This is a genomic window from Legionella antarctica (assembly GCF_011764505.1).
Taxonomy (GTDB): domain Bacteria; phylum Pseudomonadota; class Gammaproteobacteria; order Legionellales; family Legionellaceae; genus Legionella; species Legionella antarctica.
On the sequence record NZ_AP022839.1, the window covers coordinates 2,003,736 to 2,026,326 of the forward strand.

Here is a 22,591-nt window from a genome sequence, read left to right on the forward strand (position 1 = left end):
ACTAACTAAGTATAGTTTTTTGATTTCAAAATGACTTATATGGTGTGGTATAATTTTTAATTTTCATTATGAGGTTCTGTCGAAGGAAAAACAGCAATGGTTTTTATCGAGCACTAAAGACGAACACCACAAAAAATCACCTTAAATCCATTGAGTTGCATGTCACTTGCAAGAAAGAACGGGGTTGAAAAAAGAACCAAAATCATTAATCATAAAAACCTCCTGTTTTTTGTTACTTCCAATCAAGGGTAAGCGATGAGCAAAAAAAAAACAAAAATGCATACTTAAGGGTTCTGTCGCAAAAAGTTATCCTCTAAGATAGTACCTGATGCCTCAATGAAAGGTGTTGCCGAAGGACAAAAAAAGTACTGAGTCGTTGCCTCAGAATAGGTGTTGCTTTTGAAAGATTTTATTCCAGTTAAAAAATATTTGTTATTGAGCCTGGTGGGTATGTGGGCGAGAAGCCTGTGAGAGTGAACAACAGCTGTGGGTAACGTATTTTCGTTATCCATAGCTTTGTTCATACGTCCCGTAGGGCACAGGCTGATCCGAAGGACTCGTCCATCATTTCCACAGGCTTTATTTTTACTTTCTTCCAAGTTTTTCATTAAATGGCCTTTCTCTGTTTTGTATTTTGAACATTCACTAGCTTAAATAGTAATTTTAGCTTCTTTTGGATGGTTTTTTGTAAATCGAATGGGTCAAGTGTAATAAATTTATCCTGCAGCGTTTTTTTCTGCTCTAAAGTAAGGTCGCTTGATGTCATTAATCGTTGATAGGGAGTTTGCGCTTTGTCGTATTTTTTCTTAATGTTTGATTCAATACGTACTTTATCAACGAGTTTAATACAAGGGTAGAAAAAATTAAAAAGATGAGATATTTCATTAGCATATAAATCATTCATCAGTTTGACTAACTTAGGATTATCAAAGCGATGATAACCAAAGACTTGCCGTACGTGAGTCCAGTTTTTTTGTTCAACATGTGCATTATCGTTACTATGATAAGGTCTTGAGCGTGTAAATTGAATCGACCGTAGTTTTTCTGGGCGCTCAGTAAAATAACGAACAAGATGCCAATTGAGAAACTCTGAGCCGTTATCACAATCAAAACCTTTTATTTCAAAAGGTAAATGGGCTTCTATATCTTGAATCCCTACCATGATGATCCCAGTCGCTCCTTTGTTCCAAGCTGCACGCATCTCTGTCCAACCGCTGAAAATATCCGTTAACGTAATTGACCAGACAAAATCACCCATCAGTGAAGTACCACAGTGTGCGACAGTATCTGCCTCCATAAAATCAACTTGTTTGGAGTCCCACTGATTTGTACTAATCGGAATTTTTTTCCTTAGAAGGCTCCCGGGTTTAGTTCCACTTAAACCTTTCCCATATCGAATTTTAATGGGTTTTAGTAAGCGATCAATAGTAGCAGCACTCATTGATAGTAGTTGAGTCGATACATCTTCCGGTAAGGTCTCATGATGCTTCTCATAATGTGGTAACCACAAAGGCAGTGCCCTGTTTAAGCGCTTACCACACATCTGATCTGTAGCAAGCCATATCTTTTTAAGCGGCTCCAATAAGACATCAGGATTATAAGTTTTCTTTTTACCTGGTTTTTTAGGTTTTTTATCTGAAATGGGCGCCTGTCTTAGTAACCGCGCTGCTGCTTTACGATGATAACCATGGGTTTCGCAAAACTCATCCAATAGACGTTTTTTCACCGCACGATTACCACGACGATAACGACAACGCTGTGTTTTTAAATATAAATCCATGCAAACTGCTCCCATTTTGATTCTCCCTTCGGCAACAGCAATAATGAGGCAACGATGCAATTTACATACTTAGTTAGTACTTCCTTCGGCAACAGGTAATTTGAGGCAATTCGTGGTTTAAAGATTTAAGACAATGTTCATAGTTCCTTAATATGAATAGGTTATAATGATGTATGTAGAGATCTTTCCAGAGTTACTAAATGACATTATCAATTTCCAATAAAAAATTATTACGTGATGAATACGATAAATTAACTGATTATTTAGATGAGCAAAATAAAACGCTTTGGTTGCCTTTAAAAGAAAATATTATTGATTTTTGTATCGAAAATGATATGCACCTCTACAATATTGGATCGCTAAGAGTACAGTGGACCCCATTGTCAAGACAGCGATCCGTTTAATTTAAGATATAACTTTAATTCTACTTTCTTTCGTTGACGAGGGTGCGTAGCACACGAGTCAACCACAATAGCAGTTAATGAAACACCTGTTATTGAGCCTGTGGGTATGTGGGCGCGAAGCCATCGAGTGTGGTCAAGCGGTGGATAACGTCTTTTTGTTATCCATGGCTTGTCCACATGTCCCGAAGGGCGATGGCTGATCCGCAGGACGCGTCCACATATCCACAGGCATTCCATTACGCTGCAGCCTCATATAGGCCAGCATAAACCTCTGACGGCGTGTATATTCCAAATGATTGATGAGGTCTTTCGTCGTTATAAAACTTGAAATACACCCTTAAACCATTTCGTAGTGCTAAAACTGTTCCGTATTCTTTTATGTAAATATCTTCATATTTGACTGAACGCCATAGCCGTTCAATGAACACATTATCCATCCATCGACCTTTCCCGTCCATGCTAATTTTGATGTCATGGTCTTTTAAAACATCGGTAAACGCCTTACTGGTAAACTGGGAGCCTTGATCCGTATTAAAAATATCAGGCCTGCCGTGGAGCCTGATGGCGCTCTCCAACGCGCTTACACAAAAGTCATCATCCATGCTGTTTGATACCTTCCAAGAGAGCACCTTGCGGCTATACCAGTCCATTATTGCCACCAAATATACAAAGCCTCCTTGCATCCTAACGTAGGTAATATCGGTGCACCAAACCTGATTGGGTCGATCAATCACTAAACCACGTAGCAAGTAGGGATAAACCTTTTGTTCCTTGTTCTTTTTACTCGTATTCGGCTTTGGTGCCACTGAAACCAGACCCATGATCCGCATCAAACGCTGCACTCTCTTACGGTTAACGTCATGGCCAAGGCGACGTAAATAAGAACGCATCTTTCTGCTTCCATAGAAAGGATGGCGCATGTATTCCTCATCAATCAAGACCATCAAAGCCAGATTCTCTGGGCTCTCGGTACATATTCCTTCGCCAGCAGTGCGATAGTAGCTAGCGCGTGACAAATTAACCAATGCACATTGGCGTACGATGCTGAGTGTAGGGTGATTGACATCAATCATGGCTCGCTTCTCCCGCACGCTCAACTTAGATGACCGGTCTTTTTTTTAAGCCAGTCTAACTCAACCGCTAGCTGGCCTATTTGCGTGTATAATCGATCTCGTTCTTGTATGATGGAGTCCATGTCTTTGTCATGCTTGCCGCTAAACAATTGCTTGCTTCCATCCAGTAATTGTTTTTTCCACAGATTGATTTGTGTTGCATGCACCTCAAATTCAGATGCCAATTCATTGGTCGTCTTGTGACTTTTTAATGCCTCAATTGCTACCTTTGCTTTGAAGTCACGATAGTGTCGCTAAGCTCGTGATTGATTTTAGCCATCCATGGCTGAAATCGACTCGCAAACGCGACAAGTATGCCTCCGGCGGCCCTGGCCGTCCTGTGTCCGCTTGTTTTTTCACCCCATTCGGGGTTCAAAAACAACGCTACCCCAATGACTGACGCCTTTTCGGATGCCTTATATTTTGCCTGCGGCAAAACATCCGGCTCTAAGGCTACCAGGGACTACCAGCCTCGCTCGTTCCTCGCTTCCTTGGCTGGCAGCGGATGTAAATTTTTTTTTAGCCACTTGGTACCCCGTTTAACAATGGTTTCTATTTTACACCACTGTCTCATTTTTGGGGTCCACTATAGAGGAATCGATGCAAGTCGGCTTCTTGGTGAGTTAGTGAACCACTTTTCATTACTTCAAATTTTAGAACCAGAACAATGGGCTTATTGGAATAGCGAAGCACTACAGTGGAAACATAAATTTGAAACAATACTTGAGCAAGAGCAGTTAAATTTACGTTCCATCCATGATAACGCTTATTTATGTGTCGGTGATCAATACCTGAAAACCGGAACCGTTTTTTCTTGTAGTTTGCTAACCCTAAAGGATATGAGCGATCTTTTAACTGATCCTAATTTTAAATCTGAGCATGTATTGCTTTCAGAACCATTTTCTCTTACTGAAAGATCATCAACGCAGGAAGAACGTATACAGGCTTTGCTAGATAAAGACATTAATGATGAGCACGAGATATTTTTACCCATTAATCATGATGGACATTGGTGTTATTTGTCTAAAAAAGGGGGGGCATGGTCTGTGCAAGACTCACAGCCCATTTTCGAAGAATTATCTTTTCGACAAAAGGACATACTAGAGCAAAGTACCGTATTTCTATTCAAGCTGACTGGGCAAAATATTAAATTGACTCTCGAAACATGCGGGGAGCAATTTAATAACTACGATTGTGGTACGCGAGTAGTTAATGCCTACAGAAAAAGAGTAAATGAATACTATCAAACACAAACCCATAAAAATATTTTGATTGAAGCGCTGAGAAAGCAACTCTCTTACAATCAGTTACCAGAGTCTCTTTTCGGAGATCTAGTGAAACATGATGAGATTTATCCGGAAGAAGTAACTATCACTTATGAGTTGACCGCTAGTGAATTACAGATTATTGATACGACATCAAGTTCTCAGACCGAGCCGGAAAAAGCGAGATTGTATAAGGAAACACTGACAAATCTGATTAATACTGTAAATAAGAATGGACTATTTGCTCAGGTAGAAAATAGAATATCTGTTAATTCAATTGATATAGCTAAAGCAGATAAGGGAGAGTCTGATGAGGATTTCGCCATCCGCTTGCAAGAGGCTGAATTCAGGAAAGCAGGATTAAAATAAAACGCGCAATAATTTGATTCCTAAACTATTATCAAGTTACCTTGATGAACTGAAGCTTGTTAACATATTATTATCTGCTCTTTAAAAATTCATCTAAAAGACTGCTGGCACCGAGACGAAACCAATCTTTATTAATTTTTTTGTTCAATACTAATTCGGCCAAATAAGCATACTCTCGGGCTTGTTTCGGTGTTTTAATTCCTCCAGAAATTTTAACACCACACTTTTTTTCAGAATCTTTAATAGCACTTAGAATAGCAAATACAGCAGATAATGAAGCTCCCTGTGCAATTTTTCCAGTTGAAGTTTTGAGGAAAGCACACCCCATATCTATTAGCTTAACGCTTAGTTGATAAATAGATCCGATGTCAGAAAAAGCCCCTGTTTCCATAATAATTTTTAAGGTAAGTCCATATTGTTTGCAGGATTGAGCGATAGCTCGGCATTGATTTAATGCCTCATGTTTATTATCAGCAAGATACATTTGATAAGGAAATACATAGTCTATTTCTTTGACTCCAAGAATCAAAGACTGGTCTATTTCTTTAATGCAGGAATTTAGATCATTATTTCCATGCGGGAAATTAACGACTGTAGCGAAATTAAATCCTGATGGTAAATTAAACTTGTAAAGATGATTAGCATAAACACATAACGATGCAACTGGATGGTTTTTAGCTAACTGATTTATGTTTTCCAGTTCTTCATCCGAAGGATTGTCTTTAAGCAGCGTTAAATCCATAGATTGTATTAATTGATCTATGGATATACCTGAGCTGACAGCATCTGCGATTAAATGCTCTAAAACACTATTTAAATGAGCCTCCAGAGTCACGCTAATTCTAAAATGAACTGTTTCATTAAAGTATTAAGCTTTTCCGCAGCACTGGCCGCCATATTGACTACTGCCTCATGACTATGACTTGTCTTAGAAAGACCAGTTGCATAATTTGTTATCATAGCAATAACCGCAACTTTCATACCGCAATGATTAGCTACTAAAACTTCTGGCACAGTGGACATTCCTACAGCATCAGCACCTAATATCTTAAAAGCCTTAATTTCTGCGGCAGTTTCATAATGTGGGCCCAGTACAGAAATATAGACGCCTTGACTTAATTTAATTGAATTTTTTTGAGCAATTGCTAATAAATCAGTGCACATGGTCTTATCATATGCATTGTCTAAGGGATAAAATCTAGGTCCAAACTCATCATCATTAGGCCCAATGAGCGGATTACCGGGCTGTAAGTTTATGTGGTCTGTAATCAGCATTAACTCGCCTGGACCAACATCTTCTCTTAATGATCCTGATGCATTGGTTGCTATAAAATAGCTACATCCGAGAACCTTCAAGGTTCTTATATAGTTTTTAACTGTATCGTAGTTTTCAAGGCCTTCATAAGTATGTGCGCGACCTTGTAAGCAAACTACAGCCACACCTTGCCAATAGCCAAGACTTAATGTTCCACCATGTCCCTGAACTGTCACTTTAGGAAATCCCGGAAGATCTTCATAGCTTATTGAAACAGCATCTTCTAATTCTTCGGCAAATTTTCCCAATCCAGAACCTAAAACAACGCCCACTGTTGGTTTAAATGATGGCAGTAAGTTTCTAATATAATCTGCCGCTAAATGAGGGTACGAATTTTGTGTTGCAGGATTAGTCATATAAACATCCAGTTAAGGGTTAAAATTAAAAGCCAAGGGCAAGAGATTATCAATGGTTGAGCTTTGAAAGACAACATGTTCATTGCACATATGTACCATAGTACCTGTTGTTGCAAATTCATGAATTCGTTGTCTGCATGCTCCGCAAGGTGAACACAATAAACGATTTTCAGCTACCACAACAATACTTTTTATACGTTGCTCTCCTGCAAGAATCATATTGCAAATGGCAGATGATTCAGCACAGTTTGCCAAACTATAGGAACTGTTTTCTACATTAACGCCAGTATATAAGTTATCGTTATCTGTACAGATACACGATGCAACTTTAAAGCGGGAATAGGGTGCGTAGGCATTGGGTAATACTTTATATGCCTCACTGATCATTCTTTCAGTTATTTTATTCATTCTAAACCTCTTGGTAATGGACAGAATATACTAAATTATTAGCGCATTGAGCAAGTCTGGACACAAATAGGAGGGGTAGTTTCAGGTTGAAGAGATTGGCTATCCTCAGATGATTTTAATAAGCCTTCACCGTGATAATGGTCTGGTGAATCTGTTTCTTCCTGAAAGACTCTAGGTCCTAATGAATTTTTCATTTGACAGTGACTGCTCTGGACCACTGGTGTGGGTTTGTGATCTCCAAAAGTATAGTCTAACCAATTTTCTATTGCAAAAGCGCTCAAACCAATAACAATGATAGATGATAATATAAGAACTGGTATTGCTGCAGGAGGAAATAAGAAGACAGCAGTGGTTGCAAGAGCTGCTACAAAACCCATAGCGGTCATAGTAACGGCATAGGACACATAAGCTTTTTGATGGGTATAAGAAAAATTTTTATCATGAGGTGAGGGGCTATTGAGTTTATTATATTCACCCGAAGTCCACATGAAATTACTGGCCAGGAAAGTCCAGCCTGCAGGAATAAGAAGCACTGGCATAAAGAAGCCGGCAATGCTTAAACCAGTTGCAAGCAGACCAAGAGTAGCAGCAAATAAGTATTGTTCTTTAAATTGGGCAAAACCATACCATTCTTCTTCTTTTGGAATATGGTTGGGATAAAAATGACTGGCGAGAAACCAGACGGCATATCCCATCATATAAAATGTAAGAGAGACTGCGTTAAGTGCAGGGGAGACAACAGGAATTGGAAGATTTTGAATTTTCCCAAAAACAAATCCAGAAAAAAAGAAGAAACTACTTACTTTACCCAACTTTGATGCGGTACTCACTAAAAAATAATCCTGATTGTAACTTTTTGAACATATTACTTAAATTTACATCTGAAATCCAGTGAAATATTAATGATTATGAACTGTTCTCTAATTTTTTTACTGGCAAATAAGCCTATAGATAATTAGTCTCTCAACTTCTCACTTTGTTCCTGGATCTGGGGGAAAAAATTACAGGATTTAGGCACGGTCAAATTTGAGCGAGGGTCGAGTTGGATGAATTGTGTTGAAAGCTCATAGACTTGTTTTCGGGTTTCAGTTGGAAACATCAACAGGCATCTTCACCTGGCAGATTTATAATTTACATTCAAGGGGAGGGGGCACAGGAAGAGTAATTCGAACTAATAAACCACCATTATCTATGTTTTTAGAAAAAATTTCCCCATGATGTAAGGCAACTGCCCTAGAAGCAATGGCTAACCCTAAGCCATACCCCCCGGTTTTTTTTGTTCGTGACGTATCAACTCGATAAAAAGGATTGAATATTTTCTCTAATTGATCCTCTGGAACTCCTGGGCCATTATCTTTAACGTCAATATAAATATGATCTTTAGTATCGTTATATCGAAGAGAAAGTGTAACCTTTTGATCGGCAGCAGAATAATGGAGCGCATTACGGACAATATTTTCTACCGCTCTATGAATAAGGCGTTCATCGATAAGTAAATGACAGTGCTCTATCCCCTGAGCTATGACGCGAATTGAGTCATTGTCAAATTCATAATTGGCATCATCGATAATTTCCGATAAAAGTTGAGGGAGGTCCGTATTTGTTAATCGGAGCTCTGTTGTTGATTTATCTAAACGGGCAAAATCTAAAATTTCACCGATTAAAACATTTAATCTTGAACTCTCAAGCTCCATGCGACAAAATTCGTTATCTGCCAAATGCTTGGTCTTCTTTCTAGCTAATTCAATAGCAATATTAAGACGAGCTATTGGAGATCTTAATTCATGAGAAATATCTTGTAGCAAGCGTTCTTTGGAGCTAACTAAAGCCTCCAATTGTTCAGCCATAAGATCAAAATCGTTACTAAGCTCTGCAATTTCATCTTTTGTATGGCCTCGAAAGTGGCCAACTCGAGTATAGAGCTTTCCTGTGGCAATTGACTTTGCCGCCATGCCTAAAGTACGAAGTGGCTGGGTTAAATAAAGCGACAGTAAATAGCAAATGAGGCCACTGATAAAGATGGCAAGAGTCAAACGTATTGTAAGTCCTGCCCATGGTATTTCAATATAATAAGAAATCGGTTTTTCGCTTACAGCAGCAAGTCTGTAAAATTTACCTGAAGTAGATAAAATTTCATGACTGACTATTAATTTTCCAGACTTAAAAATACCCTCGCTAAGTTGATCTTTAATCAGATTTTCAGCTACTTTTTTAACATTTTCAGGTGGTGCCTGAGCACCTACAATCTCTCCAGTACTTGATAGTAAGTAAATTGACATGTGCCGCGAAATACCAATTTGATTAAGCCATTTCAATAAAGCCAGGCGTCGGCCTGACTCAAAGGTAGCAACTGCAGCATTAGCATAACTGTCCATAAAAACCTGTTCTCGAGCGGGTTGAGATGATTTTTTTGCGATTTGACTTGTAACCCAAGCAGTAGTAAAAATAATTAAGATTGTAGCTAACCAAAATGAGACAAATATTTTCCAATACAAACTACGCATTAAACATGTATCCAAACCCCCGGACTGTCTTTACTATGGGTTCACCTTGTGGATTATCGCCTAATTTATTTCTTAAATTACTGATATGAACATCAATGCTTCTATCATAGGCGGTGTATTTTCTACCTAGTGCATATTCAGTCAGCTCTTCTTTTGAGAATGCTTGCCCAGCTGATTTAATTAACATTTCTAATATATTAAATTCAGCATTAGTTAATTCGAGAAATTTACCAGCCATGGTTACATGGCGTTTTGAGCAATCTACTACAATATTATGTTGTTCTATAATGGGGCGTGAGATCGGGATTTTCAGAGTTCGTCTTAAAATAGCTCGTAAGCGTGCAACCAATTCACGAGGATTACAAGGCTTGGGTAAATAATCATCAGCACCAATTTCCAGGCCCACGATACGATCTATATCATCACCACGTGCTGTCAACATCAATACAGGGGTTTCCAGATGTTCACGGATCGATTTTAACACTTCAAACCCGTTTAGCTTAGGAAGCATGACATCAAGAATAATAGCATCAAATACTTGATTTAAAGCTTTTTTAACACCATTCTCACCATCGTGAACACACACTACATTAAACCCTTCGGGTTCCAAATATTCAGTTAACAGATCAGTCAATTCAGTGTCATCATCGATGATGAGAATATTACTATTCATTAATTAGTTATCCTTCGACAATTATCTTTGATATATCTTCAGAGCGTTTATCGATGCACTCCAATAACTTAATTCTTCTGGCATCTGCATTTACCACCTTAAACTCTAACTTATTGATAGTAATCGTATCTCCACGTTTCGGTAAATAACCAAAACTATTCATCACTATACCGCCAATCGTATCATAAGTCTCATCACTGAAGTCAGTATGCATCTGCTCATTAAATTCTTCAATAGGGGTATGGGCTTTTACGATATAATGATGATCGTGGTGGGTTTTAATATAAGCATCCTCATCGATATCGAATTCGTCTTCGATATCGCCTATAATCTGTTCAATGATATCTTCTATAGTGACGAAGCCGGATACTTCACCATACTCATCAACAACTATCGCCATATGATTGCGATTACAACGGAACTCACTGAGTAAACTGTCAAGACGTCTGCTTTCTGGAACAAATGTTACCTGCCGACAAATATCCAGCAAATCTAAAGAGTCCGAGTCTCCTGGTTGATAGCGTAGTAAGTCCTTAGCATGCAGAATACCTATTATTTCATCCGAATTTTCACCAATCACGGGGAATCGTGAATGCCCAGTTCGGGTGACAACCTTTATAATTTCACTATATTCATCGACAATGTTAATAGAAACTATCTGATTTTTGGGTAGCATGATGTCGCGAACACGCATCTTTGAAAATAAGATAGCACCTTCGATCATAGCGAGGGTTTCTGAATTAATCAGAGACCTTATCTGAGCGTCTCTTAGTAAAGTCACAAGTTCTTCCTGATTTTGTGGTTCTCCTTGCAAAAACTGTTTCAATCGGACAAACCACGAACCACCTTCTTCCTCTTTATTCAAGTTCATTTACCTCTAAGTCATAAGGATTGGAATAGCCAATTTCAGCTAATAGCTCCGCTTCAAGTGACTGCATTATGATGGCTTCATCATCCCTGACGTGATCATATCCCAATAAATGCAGTACTCCATGAATTACAATTAAAGACCAATGCTCCTCAAGTGATTTATTAAGTTTTCGACTTTCCATCATTAACACTTCCGGACAAATAATAACATCTCCCAAAAGGGGACATTCAAGTTCAATGTTATCAGGTAATGAACAAGGGAAAGCCAGCACATTAGTCGTTTTATTTTGTTTTCTATAAGTATGATTTAAATGGATCATTTCTGCTGAGTTAACGATGCGTATCGTTAACTCAGCATCCTTCTGATGCCCCTTAAGGGCGAGTTCGGCCAGCTTTGATAATTTAGTTTCTGTTAAAGGTAACGACTCTTGAGTAACATTTTGAATGTCGATGTAGTAAGTCATTTCTTACTTCCTGTAAATTCATTGTCATAGCAATCAACAATTTTCGATACCAGGGGATGTCTTACTACTTCACGACTTGTAAATGTATGAATGCTTATCTCTGGAATTTTTTTGAACAAATTGATGGCATGAGCAAGACCTGAATCAATTCCCTTAGGTAAGTCAACTTGGGTGATATCGCCAGTTATGACAGTTTTAGAACCAAACCCCATTCGGGTTAAGAACATTTTCATTTGCATTACTGTAGTATTCTGGGCTTCATCAAGAATGATAAAGGATTCATTTAGAGTACGGCCACGCATGAACGCCAGGGGTAATACTTCGATAATGTCACTTTGAATCATTTTTTGTGTTTCTTTAAAACCAATCATTTCATACAAAGCATCGTATATAGGTCTCAAATAAGGAAGGACTTTTTCGACCAGGTCGCCTGGTAGAAAACCTAATTTTTCACCCGCTTCTACGGCTGGCCTTACAAAAATCAGTCTTTGTACCTCACCTTTTTCAAAGCTCTCAATAGCCTTGGAAACAGCAAGATAGGTTTTTCCTGTTCCGGCGGGGCCAACAGCAAAGGTGATTCCGAATTTGTCAATGGAATCAAGAAATGTTGCTTGTTTATTATTTCGCGCTGAAATGGATTTGCGGGCTAATTTAACATGATGAGTCATCGCTGTTTGGTAATCCTCATTGATTAAAACACGGATAGTTTGTGTATCTACAGGTTTGTAGCACAAAGGGTATAATAGATTAAATATTTCTTTGATATCTTTAAGTGACTTTTCAGAAGATCCGTGGAGTGTTATGGTATTCTTTTTGATTTTGATTGTTAAATTGAAGTGATCTTCTAACAACTTGAAATTACTATGTAAAACGCCACACAGATTAGCCATTTCCTGCGTACTGAGATGTGGTAGTTTTATGATGTTGCCGCTTAGTGTACTGCTCAAGAGTATTGATACATTTAATAACCATATGTTAAGAATAGTTCAAAAGGTGCCTCTTCTGCAAGTTTAGGTTATTAAATAAAGCAATATTCTCAAATTTCTCTGATATACATGCTATAATATTTTGATTTTAAGTAATTCATTTTTTATGATTGATCTCCATTGCCATAGTAATTTCTCCGATGGGACGCTAAGCCCTGAAGAATTAATACAAAAGGCCCAAAATCAACAGTTACTGTGCTTGTCTCTGACTGATCATGATACTGTTGCTGGTTATAGTGCATTAAATCAAGCAGCCTCAACCACCAAAATTAAAATAATTAATGGGATAGAGCTTAGCACTCGCTGGAAGAAATATGATATTCATATATTAGGTTATCAAATCAATCATACTTCATGTTTAATTAATTTAATTCAACTTCAAAATCAAAGTAGAATAGAGCGAGCAGTAGCAATTGGTAAGTCGCTGTCTTTAGTTGGCGTATCAGACGCTTATGATAAAGCGTGTGATTTGGCTGGGCATGTACGAGTTGGACGTCCTCATTTTGCTCGTGTTTTAATAAACGAAGGCAAAACAAGAGATATGAAATCGGCTTTTAAACAATTTTTAGGAAGAGGTAAGGGGGCTTATATTCCCACGCCATGGATCAGTATCCCCGAAGCGGTCAAGGCAATAGTTGAATCACAGGGTAAAGCAGTTATTGCCCACCCCCTAAAATACGGATTGACGCGTTCTAAATTGCATGAGTTAATCAAAGAATTTAAGGAGACTGGTGGGGATGGTATTGAAGTGGTTTCGGGTGAAATGACCGTGTCACAAATCCAGGAAATGGCTGCAACAAGTATGAGGTTTAATTTACTAGCCTCTTCTGGCTCAGATTTTCATAGTGACGCATTATCTCGCATAAACCTTGGACGACAGAAGCAACTACCAGTAAACTGTAAGCCTATTTGGCATGATTGGAACATCTAACAGGGGACTTTATGAGTCAGTTTTTCGCATTACATCCTGATAATCCTCAAGCTCGTTTGCTAAGAAAAGCAGTTACCATTATCGAAGAAGGTGGATTAATTGTTTACCCAACCGACTCTGGTTATGCATTGGGCTGTAGTCTTGGGAATAAATCAGCTCTTGAGCGGATAAGGCGTTTAAGACAACTGGATAAAAATCACAATATGACTTTAGTTTGCCGTGATTTATCGCAGCTTGGAATGTACGCTAAAGTATCAAATTCCATATTCAGGCTTTTGAAGGCTTTTACGCCAGGCTCATATACATTTATTCTTAATGCTACTCATGAAGTACCACGTTTGATGCTTCATCCTAAGAGAAGAACCTTAGGTCTTAGAGTACCAGACAATACCATAACTTTGTCTTTGCTCGATTGTTTGGAAGCTCCTTTAATGAGTACCACCTTGATTCTTCCTGGCGCACAAGCACCGCTGAGCGAGCCGGAGTCCATTAAAGATCTTTTAGGTGCTCAGACTGACCTTATTATTGATGGTGGTAATTGCGGTCATGAACCTACCACAGTAGTTGATTTAACCGGTGAGTATCCCGTAATTTTAAGAGAAGGGAAGGGCGATCCTGAACCCTTTAGATAATTCAGTTAACTTGAATGTGAATATGGATCTGTATCATTTGTTATAGATTCTACATAAACTGATTGTTTTAATTTTTAACTAGCAGAGGATATTGATGTCAGCATTATTTACTTCCAATAAACGAGTTGTTTCTGGAATGCGTGTCAGTGGAAGATTACATCTTGGACATTATCATGGTGTATTAAAAAACTGGATTAAATTACAACATCAATATGATTGTTTCTTTTTTGCAGCTGATTGGCATGGTTTAACAACCCAATATGAAGATCCCAGCTTTATTAAAAAACATGTATGGGACATGGTAATTGATTGGTTGGCATGTGGTCTTAATCCTGGACTATCAACAATCTTTATTCAATCCTGGGTCCCTGAGCATGCTGAATTACATCTGCTTTTATCGATGATTACCCCTTTAGGTTGGTTGGAACGAGTCCCTACCTACAAAGATCAGCAGGAAAAACTAAAAGAGAAAGACCTATCCACATACGGATTTTTAGGTTATCCCTTATTACAAAGTGCTGATGTGTTACTGTATCACGCAGACTGTGTCCCTGTTGGGGAAGATCAGGTAGCTCACATAGAGTTAATACGTGAAGTAGCTCGTCGATTTAATCATATTTATGGAAAAGAGACTAATTTTGAAGAATTAGCTGTAGAAGCTGTAGCTAAGATGGGCAAAAAAAATGGGAAAATTTATAAAGAATTAAGAAGACAGTTTCAAGAGAATGGCGTTCACGAGGCTATAAAAACAGCACAGGCGCTTTTAGAGGATCAATCAAATTTATCTATCGGTGATAAAGAAAGGTTGTTAGGATATTTAGAAGGAAGCGGTAAGATTATATTGCCAGAGCCTCAGCCCATGCTCACCGAAAATGCTAAGATGCCAGGAATTGATGGTCAAAAAATGTCCAAGTCTTATAATAATACCATTATGTTAAGAGAGCAGCCTGAACAGGTAGAAAAGAAAGTATTGACTATGCCAACCGATCCGGCACGAGTCAAACGAACTGATCCTGGTGAGCCAGAAAAATGTCCTGTATGGCAATTCCATAAAATTTATTCCAATAATGAAGTTAAGGATTGGGTTCAAAAAGGATGTCGCTCTGCAGGAATTGGTTGTATTGATTGTAAAAGACCCGTGATTGACGCCATTAATCAAGAACTCACCCCTATTCAAGAATCAATCGCTGATTACGAGGCCGATTTAGGGTCGGTCAAGCGTATCGTTAGTGAAGGAAGTGAATCTGCACGAGAAGAAGCGAATAAAACGTTAAATACTGTAAGAGAAGTGATGGGTTTGGATTACTGATGAGTACCGACTTATCAGTAAAACCGGAGGTACGCGCTGTAGTTGACGGTAAAGAGCTTATGCAGGTACCGGATGACTTGTTTATCCCTCCAGATGCTTTAGAAGTACTACTTGACTCGTTTAGCGGGCCTTTGGATTTACTTTTGTATCTGATCAGAAAACAAAATATAGACATACTTGACATACCCATGATGAGCATTACCAGGCAGTATCTGCAATACATTCAACTGATGGAGTGTCAGAGATTAGAGCTTGCAGCCGATTACTTACTGATGGCGGCTATGTTGGCTGAAATTAAATCCCGATTATTATTGCCTGTTTCAGCTAATACTGAGGATGTGGAGGATGAAGACCCAAGGATGACGTTGGTGAAAAGATTACAGGCTTACGAGCAAATAAAACAAGCGGCTGAATTGCTTGACACACTTCCCAGAAAAGACAGGGACACCTATGTAATACAAATAATGCCTTCAGAACTGGAGAGCTTAAAGCTCCATCCTGAGGTTGGGATAGCTGATCTAATTGAGGCGATGAAAGCATTATTGCAACAAGAAGAGCGTATGGCTCATCATCAAGTTGCCAGGGAAATTATGTCTGTTCGTGAACGAATGAGTCAAATTTTACTTCAACTGCAACAATATAAGGTTTTAGAATTCAATCAATTATTTACCATGGAAGAGGGCCGGATGGGATTGGTTGTTTCTTTGCTGGCTATTCTTGAGTTGGCCCGACAATCTTTATTGACCCTAACCCAAACCCAGGCATTTTCTCCCATACATTTACAGGCGGCATGATATATTATGGATGAGAATGAGTTAAAAAATATAATTGAAGCCATACTTTTAAGTGCTAATGAACCAATTTCTTTAGAAAAAATACAAGAAGTTTTTGATGAAAATCAAAGACCTACAATAGAATATTTAAAAATAGTAATGGTTAACTTAAAGACCGATTATTCACTACGAGCCTTTGAGTTAATTCAAGTTGCAAGTGGCTATCAAGTGCAAACCAAACCCGAATATAGTTTCTGGGTATCTCGTATGCAAATTGAAAAGCCTGCCAAATATTCACGTGCATTACTTGAAACTTTGGCAATTATTGCTTATAAGCAACCTGTTACTCGGGCAGATATTGAAGAAATACGTGGTGTTGCAGTGAACAGCCAGATAATGAAAACTCTGATGGAAAGAGAATGGATTCGAATTGCAGGTCATAAAAATGTTCCTGGAAAACCAGCTGTTTATACTACAACTAAAGAATTTTTGAATTATTTTAATCTAAACTATTTAAACGAACTTCCATCCTTACCCGAAGTTTTGGAAACATTGACAGTGCATAATGCAAAGCAAACTAATGAAGAGTGTATTACTGAATGAGCAGCGAAAGGGTACAAAAAATATTAAGTCAGGCTGGCCTGGGTTCTCGCCGTGAAATGGAGCGATGGATAGAAAGTGGTTGGGTTCAAGTTAATGGTAAAGCAGTGAAGCTGGGTGATTCAGCAGGCCCACTTGATAAAATTACTGTAAAAGGTAAATTGATCTCTAATCCATTAAAGATAAAATTAAATACAAGAGTTTTACTTTATCATAAGCCAGTGGGTGAAATTTCAAGTCGTCATGATCCAAAATTTGATAAAACAGTATTTGATAATTTACCTCATTTAAAACAGGGGCGCTGGATACAGGTTGGTCGCCTGGATCTTAATACATCAGGATTACTTATTTTTACTAATAATGGTGAATTGGCGAATCAATTAATGCATCCTAAATATGGTCTTGAAAGAGAGTATGCAGTGAGAGTGCATGGCCAAGTGAGTCCGGAATCTTTACGTAATTTGGAAAAAGGAGTCACTCTGGATGATGGAGTTGCAAAATTTAATCATATAGAGTTTCGTGGTGGTGAGGGATCCAACTCCTGGTATCATGTTATATTGAATGAAGGTCGAAATCGCGAAGTAAGACGTCTTTGGGAGACTCAAGGTGTTGAGGTAAGTCGTTTAATTAGAATACGATACGGCATGCTTTCCATGCCAAGATTTTTAACCCGAGGCCAGACATATGAGCTTAGCCCCAAACAAGTGACTGAGTTTCTAAGTTCATTACCTAAGGTGTAGTAATCTGCCTCCTACCTATCATTTCCAGGTATACCCCAGGGTAATTAACTATGGCTATTAATAATACTATATTAAGCAAGCAAGAAATAAAATGGATATCAGAACTGCGCGTGACACGAATTTCTGATAATCATGAGGTGTTAATCTACCCAATGGGAGCGGAAAGGTATTTATCCCTGGTCTTATCTGGAGAGAAGAAAGGTCGATATGGTATCAGGGCTGATATAGAAGGAAAGAATGTCTTAGTAATACCTGGTTATGGAAATAGTGCGTTCCTGTTTGCTCAGACTGGAGCAAAATCAGTTACGGTATATGATAAAGATCCTGTTACCATAGCCTGGATAAAAGGATTTAAGAAATATTATCATTATAGAGAATATAACTCTCAAGGACATCCTTACCCCTCAATTGGTGAGTTACTCGCAGCATTGACTTGTTGGTATCCTCCTCTTCTCACGTTACCCTCTGGAATGTTTAAAAACACCATGTGTTGGATCATTAACCCCAAATCATTGAGGCGGGCATATATTTATTACATGTTGTCATTAGTTCGTCATGCAATAAAGCTTAAGGAAGAAGATGGCTTTGAATTGGATAAAAATATAAAATTTTATGCTGGAGAAGTGCATCAAGTAATAGCTCATAAGGAAATAGAAACTTTTGATACCGCTTTTGTTCCTTATTTGTTAGGAGTGCGAAACGGTATTGAGGGTGAGAAAGATATAGTGGATTTTATTAAGCAATTGATTTGCATAGTTCCTGAAGGACGTATTTTGGTTAGTCCAGCACGAGACACAAAAGAATTTAATTTAATCGGCCAGCGCTATTTTGTCACAACAGGTTATCCAAACATCCAGGCAATTCCAGGATTAAAGCCCTATGCAATTGGGGGAGACAATGAGTGGTTCAAAACCCAGGGCCTTGCAGTTTTTGGATTAGTACGATGCTGAGCCTGAATAGAAGGGTGTACCCACTTATAAATTTAAGAGTTTACCTGATGAAAAGATTTATCTTGCCCGGATAATTTAAATAAGCCCATTGCTTGAAACGCAAGGCCAAAGTGAGTATAAATTAACCTGACACAGGCTCGTAGTATTGATGGATCAAAAAGTATGCAGCACAAAATGCCTATGGAAAAACCTGCAGGTGAATTAGGCAGATTGTTAGATAAAACCAGGTCAATGCATGGTCACAACCTAGAAATATAGTTCATAAGACCGTGTAAATAAACCAAAGATTATTTCGAAGACCGTAGCTAATAAAACTTCTTTAAATATAAACATTAACGAATTATTGGTAGGGTTAGGGAGGAACTGGTTTCCGATACTTTCACTGGTTTTTTGGTATTACTTACTGACCAGAAACGCAATGATTCATCCATTCCACTTGAAGCTGTTATTAATTGGTCCTTGTTTACGGGATTTTGAGCAGAAAATAGAATTTCATCGCTATGGAGAGTACTGCTTGCGTCCATTGAAAGCTTAGAGTCCTGAATTGACCAACATGAAACACCATTATTATTACATCCTTGAGTAACAAAAAATCCATCATGATCCAACCAATGAACACCACATATTAGATTGCCCATGTTCTTTTGAGCAATAATTTTTCCTGTATCAGTATTCCACACTTTTAAAGTTTGGTCACCTGCCCCACCTCCGGTCACTATTCGCTTACCCGTATTTGGAGAAAAATCTAATGCTTTTGATGGCGGATTATGTCCTTCAAAATTTAGTTGGGGCTTACCCCATTTTCGTGCATCGTACAGTTGTATACATCCATCTGTACTAATTGCCAGAGTATGTTTATTTATAGCTAATCCGGTGAGCATAGAATTCGGAAATTGCGCTGAATGAGTTATTGTATGTTCACGCAAATCATAATGGATCAGAGCATGACTGGTTTTTCCAATCATATAAAAACCATGATTCATATCAGACACGATATTTGTATGAGCAGACTCTGCATGATTCAATCGAGTTTGCTTATTTGAATGAGTATCTATAAATTGGAGGCTGGAGTCTGATCCAGCTCTTACTAACACTGATAATGAAGAGTTATAAGCTAAAGCGGTAATCGGTGAGTCTGCAATAGAACCAACATTAATTTTCTTAGACTGAAGCTTAATTACATTATAGGAATACAATTTAGACTCTAATCCAATGTAAGTCAATTCTTCAGTAGCCCAACAGATAGGTGTAACAAAATAGTCATTCGATAATCCTGGTAAATCAAGACATCGTCCATTATTCACGACATACGGGGGGTTTTTTCTAATAGATATTACGGGATCCTGGGTACGAGGAAGTGAAAAACCTAATATAGGTGCCCGATAAATCTGTTGATAGGAAACACCCCATAAAGCTCTGCAGAGTGAATCAGCGTAAGGAGATGGATCATCGTCATCAAAGACATGGTCTAATTTTGCCTTTTGGAGGCCTAATTCTGTGAAATTTTGAGCATGAGCAGGTATTTCTCTGCTGTGCAGATGGTTCGGCGTTCGAAAAAAACAGTGTTTATTTTTCATGCTACCTGGATTTAACAAAAAATTTTCCTATTATACATAAATAACAAGCGAAATGTCCAATTGCAGGGCAAATAATCAACCGATCTTTCTGCATCAATCCGCATACGGGAGAATTTGAGCTTTATGGTTAACGTTGTTTGAGCCATTTACTAATCTCATCTTTCGTTTCCTCAATGACCATACATAGTTGATGGTAGAGTGGCTCCAGTAGTTTGATGTGCCCGGCTTTACGATATCGTTCAAGATATTGACAGGCATAGACTAGTTTCGTTGTGCCACAATATAATAAACCACCTTTCATGCGGTGTGCGAGTTTTTCAATGGTTTCCCAATCATTCGAGCGATATGCATTTTCAAGTTCAGCACTATCATTGGGTATTTCTTGTTCCGTCATACACTTTAAAACATTATTAAGTAACACCTCATTATTACCCATATTGAAAAGTGCACCATAAGTATCTAAAAGTGGAAAGTCTTCCAGTTTAAAGAGCTCTTCTTCAGAATCTGGTAGATCAGTCCCAAGTTTTTTTGATGTATCTTTTACAGTAGGTTCAGGTTTTATTGATGCCGTATTAATAGATGAGAGGTAAGTCAATTTAATTTTTTCCAAGGTTTCTGGATTCATGGGCTTGGTAAACGTCGCGTTCATTCCTGATTGTAAACATTCAATTTTTATTTTGAACTCAGCATGAGCGGTTAGTCCAATAATGGGAGTAGGTTTCTTGTGTAGACCATTTTCAAATGTTCGTAATTGTTTAGTGAAATCTATCCCTGACATACCGGGAAGTCCAAGATCGGTAATAATTAAGTCAAATGACTCAGTTTTAGCTAAAATAAGGGCCGTTTCTCCATTGATGGCACTGCGGAACAACCAGCCAGCCTGACTTGCAATATTTTCAAGGGTAAGTAGGGCGATGTGGTTATCCTCGACAAGTAATAATCTGGGTAAATTTCTAGTAATTTCTGATGCATGCACTGATTTAACTGAGGGCATGAGAATTTTCATTTTATCTAACCTTTCGTTAGCCTTTGAAGGTACCCCATCATGCACGTTGTCGGCTATTTTTAGTGATAAGTCAAAATAGAAAATTGTTCCTGATCCCGGTTCACTGGTTAACTTGATTTTTCCACCTAATAAATGTGCATAAGATTGGGCTATATGAAGGCCAAGGCCATGACCTGTATAGACGCCTTTGTATGATGGAGTCACACGGAAAAATTTATCAAACACTTTATTTTGAAGATCGTATGGAATACCAATACCGGTATCCGAGACACTAAAGTGGAGTAAAACGTGAGTTTTTCTTTTTTTTACAAGCTTTACATCAATCTCAATTTGCCCCGTCTGAGTAAACTTAATCGCATTACCAAGCAGGTTCAATAAAATACGATGAATCTTGGTATGATCGCTAATAAGACAAGGGGGTATGGATTTATCTACATGTGTCTTTAAATTAATTCCTTTTGTTAAAGTTGAGGGACGCTCAAGTTGTAAAATATCAAGTATGACTTGATTCAAGTCAAAGGGCTCCTCGTGTAAATCAGTTTCATTCACGTTATCAGCTGAAACGGTGTCCAATATCACATTCAACATATTCAGGAGTTGTGCCCCACTTTCTCCCAGCCATTGGGCATATTGTTTTTGACTCGAATCCTGAACTTTATCTTCAAGCAATTTGGACATTCCTACAACACCAGTTAAGGGTGTTCGAATATCATGGCTCATATTCGCAATAAACTCAGTTTTTGCTAAATTAGCGGCTTTTAAGGCAATTTGTGATTGATGAAGGGCTGCTTCCATTTCTTTACGCTCAGTGATATCAAGTGAGGTACCAATAATCCCGATAATTTCACCATGTTCATTTTTTAACGGGGTTTTAAAGGTTAGTTCAGTAATAATTTGTCCATTGGATAATTGAGCTTTTTCTTCACGTACGATAGTTGAGTCGTCTTCAATGACCTTTTGGTCCAGTAAGCGCCATTCATCGGCAAATGCATTCCAGCAGAGATCATAGTCTGTTTTTCCAATCATTTGTTCAGGGCTATCGTATCCCGCCATTTTAGCTACAAATTTATTGCATCCCATATAATGTCCATCTTTATCTTTCCAATAAACAGCTCCCGGTAAGTTATTAATAATTTCATTGATGTATGTTTTGAGCTCTTTATAAGTCTCATTAATTGCCGTCATGGTTATGGCGAAATACGCAGGATGTTGCACAGGAACTGCTGTGATAGTAACAAAATACGTTTTTTGAGAAATAACTAGCTTTAATGTTTTTATCTCATGATAATTTGAGTTAAAAATATTGAGCAAAGGTCTATAGTTTATTTTTTGCTCTTTTAAGAGTTCTATAAAGGAAAGGCCGATGAGGTCTTGTCTGTTTTTATGAAATAGTTTTCGTGCCCCTGACAAATTAATATCTTGAATCACGAGTTCACTGTTTATTAATAAAATGATTGGATTAATTTCATCTTTATTATTTGTACCAAATAAAAGATCGTTGGTAGGTTTCGGTAATGATGAGTTCGGCCTTTTTATTTTTTTTGCCATTGTTTAACCATGAAGTGTA

23 protein-coding genes are annotated in these 22,591 nt (G+C 38.1%); 9 read left to right on the plus strand and 14 right to left on the minus strand.

Translation table 11 applies throughout. The features are described 5' to 3' along the window. Positions 1-284: 284 nt before the first annotated feature. Positions 285-608, minus strand: a complete 324-nt coding sequence (locus HRS36_RS09600) for a hypothetical protein (RefSeq protein WP_173237136.1) — start codon at positions 606-608, stop codon at positions 285-287. Then, a complete protein-coding gene (locus tag HRS36_RS09605; protein WP_173237137.1) occupies positions 608-1,795 on the minus strand; it encodes an integrase in 1,188 nt (395 codons plus the stop codon). The genes HRS36_RS09600 and HRS36_RS09605 overlap by 1 nt, the downstream gene beginning before the upstream one ends. A 185-nt stretch (positions 1,796-1,980) precedes the next feature. On the opposite strand from HRS36_RS09605, the gene HRS36_RS09610 reads away from it, so the two are divergent. Continuing rightward, a complete protein-coding gene (locus tag HRS36_RS09610; RefSeq protein ID WP_173237138.1) occupies positions 1,981-2,184 on the plus strand; it encodes a hypothetical protein in 204 nt (67 codons plus the stop codon). 236 nt (positions 2,185-2,420) lie between these two features. On the opposite strand, the gene HRS36_RS09615 is transcribed toward HRS36_RS09610, so the two are convergent. Then, positions 2,421-3,517, minus strand: a protein-coding gene (locus tag HRS36_RS09615; RefSeq protein WP_420814329.1) for an IS3 family transposase whose coding sequence is annotated in 2 segments (ribosomal slippage) — positions 2,421-3,278 and positions 3,281-3,517 — 1,095 coding nt in all. Because the reading frame shifts where the segments join, the coding sequence is not laid out codon by codon here. A gap of 405 nt (positions 3,518-3,922) precedes the next feature. On the opposite strand from HRS36_RS09615, the gene HRS36_RS09620 reads away from it, so the two are divergent. Beyond that, positions 3,923-4,930 (plus strand): hypothetical protein, encoded by a 1,008-nt coding sequence (locus HRS36_RS09620; RefSeq protein ID WP_226905443.1) that lies wholly within the window; start codon positions 3,923-3,925, stop codon positions 4,928-4,930. 70 nt (positions 4,931-5,000) lie between these two features. Here HRS36_RS09620 and deoC read toward each other — a convergent pair whose 3' ends face one another. The 9 genes from deoC to HRS36_RS09665 form a co-directional block, all read right to left on the minus strand. Continuing rightward, complete coding sequence (deoC, locus tag HRS36_RS09625; protein ID WP_173237140.1) at positions 5,001-5,765, minus strand: 2-deoxyribose-5-phosphate aldolase; 765 nt, start codon at positions 5,763-5,765, stop codon at positions 5,001-5,003. Next, positions 5,762-6,601 carry a purine-nucleoside phosphorylase gene (locus HRS36_RS09630; protein WP_173237141.1) on the minus strand — a complete coding sequence of 280 codons (840 nt, stop codon included), beginning with the start codon at positions 6,599-6,601 and terminating at the stop codon, positions 5,762-5,764. Before HRS36_RS09630 ends, deoC begins: the two co-directional genes overlap by 4 nt. A 12-nt stretch (positions 6,602-6,613) precedes the next feature. Further along, positions 6,614-7,009 (minus strand): cytidine deaminase, encoded by a 396-nt coding sequence (gene cdd / locus HRS36_RS09635; protein ID WP_173237142.1) that lies wholly within the window; start codon positions 7,007-7,009, stop codon positions 6,614-6,616. Positions 7,010-7,047: 38 nt separating this feature from the next. Beyond that, on the minus strand, positions 7,048-7,821 hold the full coding sequence (locus HRS36_RS09640) for a hypothetical protein (protein WP_173237143.1): 774 nt from the start codon (positions 7,819-7,821) through the stop codon (positions 7,048-7,050). A 312-nt stretch (positions 7,822-8,133) separates the two neighbouring features. Beyond that, positions 8,134-9,513, minus strand: coding sequence for a two-component system sensor histidine kinase CpxA (cpxA, locus tag HRS36_RS09645; RefSeq protein WP_173237144.1), 1,380 nt, complete (start codon positions 9,511-9,513; stop codon positions 8,134-8,136). Continuing rightward, the gene (gene cpxR, locus HRS36_RS09650; RefSeq protein ID WP_173237145.1) at positions 9,506-10,186 is read right to left on the minus strand and encodes a two-component system response regulator CpxR; all 681 of its coding nucleotides are present in this window, start codon (positions 10,184-10,186) and stop codon (positions 9,506-9,508) included. The genes cpxA and cpxR overlap by 8 nt, the downstream gene beginning before the upstream one ends. 7 nt (positions 10,187-10,193) lie before the next feature. Beyond that, positions 10,194-11,057 carry an HlyC/CorC family transporter gene (locus HRS36_RS09655; RefSeq protein WP_173237146.1) on the minus strand — a complete coding sequence of 288 codons (864 nt, stop codon included), beginning with the start codon at positions 11,055-11,057 and terminating at the stop codon, positions 10,194-10,196. Next, the gene (gene ybeY / locus HRS36_RS09660; protein ID WP_173237147.1) at positions 11,044-11,520 is read right to left on the minus strand and encodes an rRNA maturation RNase YbeY; all 477 of its coding nucleotides are present in this window, start codon (positions 11,518-11,520) and stop codon (positions 11,044-11,046) included. The genes HRS36_RS09655 and ybeY overlap by 14 nt, the downstream gene beginning before the upstream one ends. Next, a complete protein-coding gene (locus HRS36_RS09665) occupies positions 11,517-12,467 on the minus strand; it encodes a PhoH family protein (protein ID WP_173237148.1) in 951 nt (316 codons plus the stop codon). The genes ybeY and HRS36_RS09665 overlap by 4 nt, the downstream gene beginning before the upstream one ends. A gap of 145 nt (positions 12,468-12,612) precedes the next feature. Between HRS36_RS09665 and HRS36_RS09670 the strand changes: the two genes are divergently transcribed. From HRS36_RS09670 to HRS36_RS09700, 7 genes are all read left to right on the plus strand, one after another. Continuing rightward, a complete protein-coding gene (locus HRS36_RS09670) occupies positions 12,613-13,437 on the plus strand; it encodes a PHP domain-containing protein (protein ID WP_173237149.1) in 825 nt (274 codons plus the stop codon). 11 nt (positions 13,438-13,448) lie between these two features. Next, the gene (locus HRS36_RS09675) at positions 13,449-14,069 is read left to right on the plus strand and encodes an L-threonylcarbamoyladenylate synthase (RefSeq protein WP_173237150.1); all 621 of its coding nucleotides are present in this window, start codon (positions 13,449-13,451) and stop codon (positions 14,067-14,069) included. 94 nt (positions 14,070-14,163) lie between these two features. Beyond that, positions 14,164-15,378 carry a tryptophan--tRNA ligase gene (locus HRS36_RS09680; RefSeq protein ID WP_173237151.1) on the plus strand — a complete coding sequence of 405 codons (1,215 nt, stop codon included), beginning with the start codon at positions 14,164-14,166 and terminating at the stop codon, positions 15,376-15,378. Continuing rightward, positions 15,378-16,172 carry a segregation and condensation protein A gene (locus tag HRS36_RS09685; RefSeq protein ID WP_173237152.1) on the plus strand — a complete coding sequence of 265 codons (795 nt, stop codon included), beginning with the start codon at positions 15,378-15,380 and terminating at the stop codon, positions 16,170-16,172. Before HRS36_RS09680 ends, HRS36_RS09685 begins: the two co-directional genes overlap by 1 nt. 6 nt (positions 16,173-16,178) lie before the next feature. Beyond that, on the plus strand, positions 16,179-16,754 hold the full coding sequence (scpB, locus tag HRS36_RS09690) for an SMC-Scp complex subunit ScpB (protein ID WP_173237153.1): 576 nt from the start codon (positions 16,179-16,181) through the stop codon (positions 16,752-16,754). Beyond that, positions 16,751-17,491 (plus strand): 23S rRNA pseudouridine(2605) synthase RluB, encoded by a 741-nt coding sequence (gene rluB, locus HRS36_RS09695; protein WP_173237154.1) that lies wholly within the window; start codon positions 16,751-16,753, stop codon positions 17,489-17,491. The genes scpB and rluB overlap by 4 nt, the downstream gene beginning before the upstream one ends. A gap of 50 nt (positions 17,492-17,541) precedes the next feature. After that, positions 17,542-18,441, plus strand: coding sequence for an ABC transporter permease (locus HRS36_RS09700; RefSeq protein WP_173237155.1), 900 nt, complete (start codon positions 17,542-17,544; stop codon positions 18,439-18,441). Between the two features lie 332 nt (positions 18,442-18,773). Here the strand turns inward: HRS36_RS09700 and HRS36_RS09705 are convergent, their stop codons facing one another. Continuing rightward, positions 18,774-20,036 (minus strand): WD40 repeat domain-containing protein, encoded by a 1,263-nt coding sequence (locus HRS36_RS09705; protein ID WP_173237156.1) that lies wholly within the window; start codon positions 20,034-20,036, stop codon positions 18,774-18,776. A 109-nt stretch (positions 20,037-20,145) separates the two neighbouring features. Beyond that, positions 20,146-22,572 carry an ATP-binding protein gene (locus HRS36_RS09710; protein WP_173237157.1) on the minus strand — a complete coding sequence of 809 codons (2,427 nt, stop codon included), beginning with the start codon at positions 22,570-22,572 and terminating at the stop codon, positions 20,146-20,148. Positions 22,573-22,591: the final 19 nt, after the last annotated feature.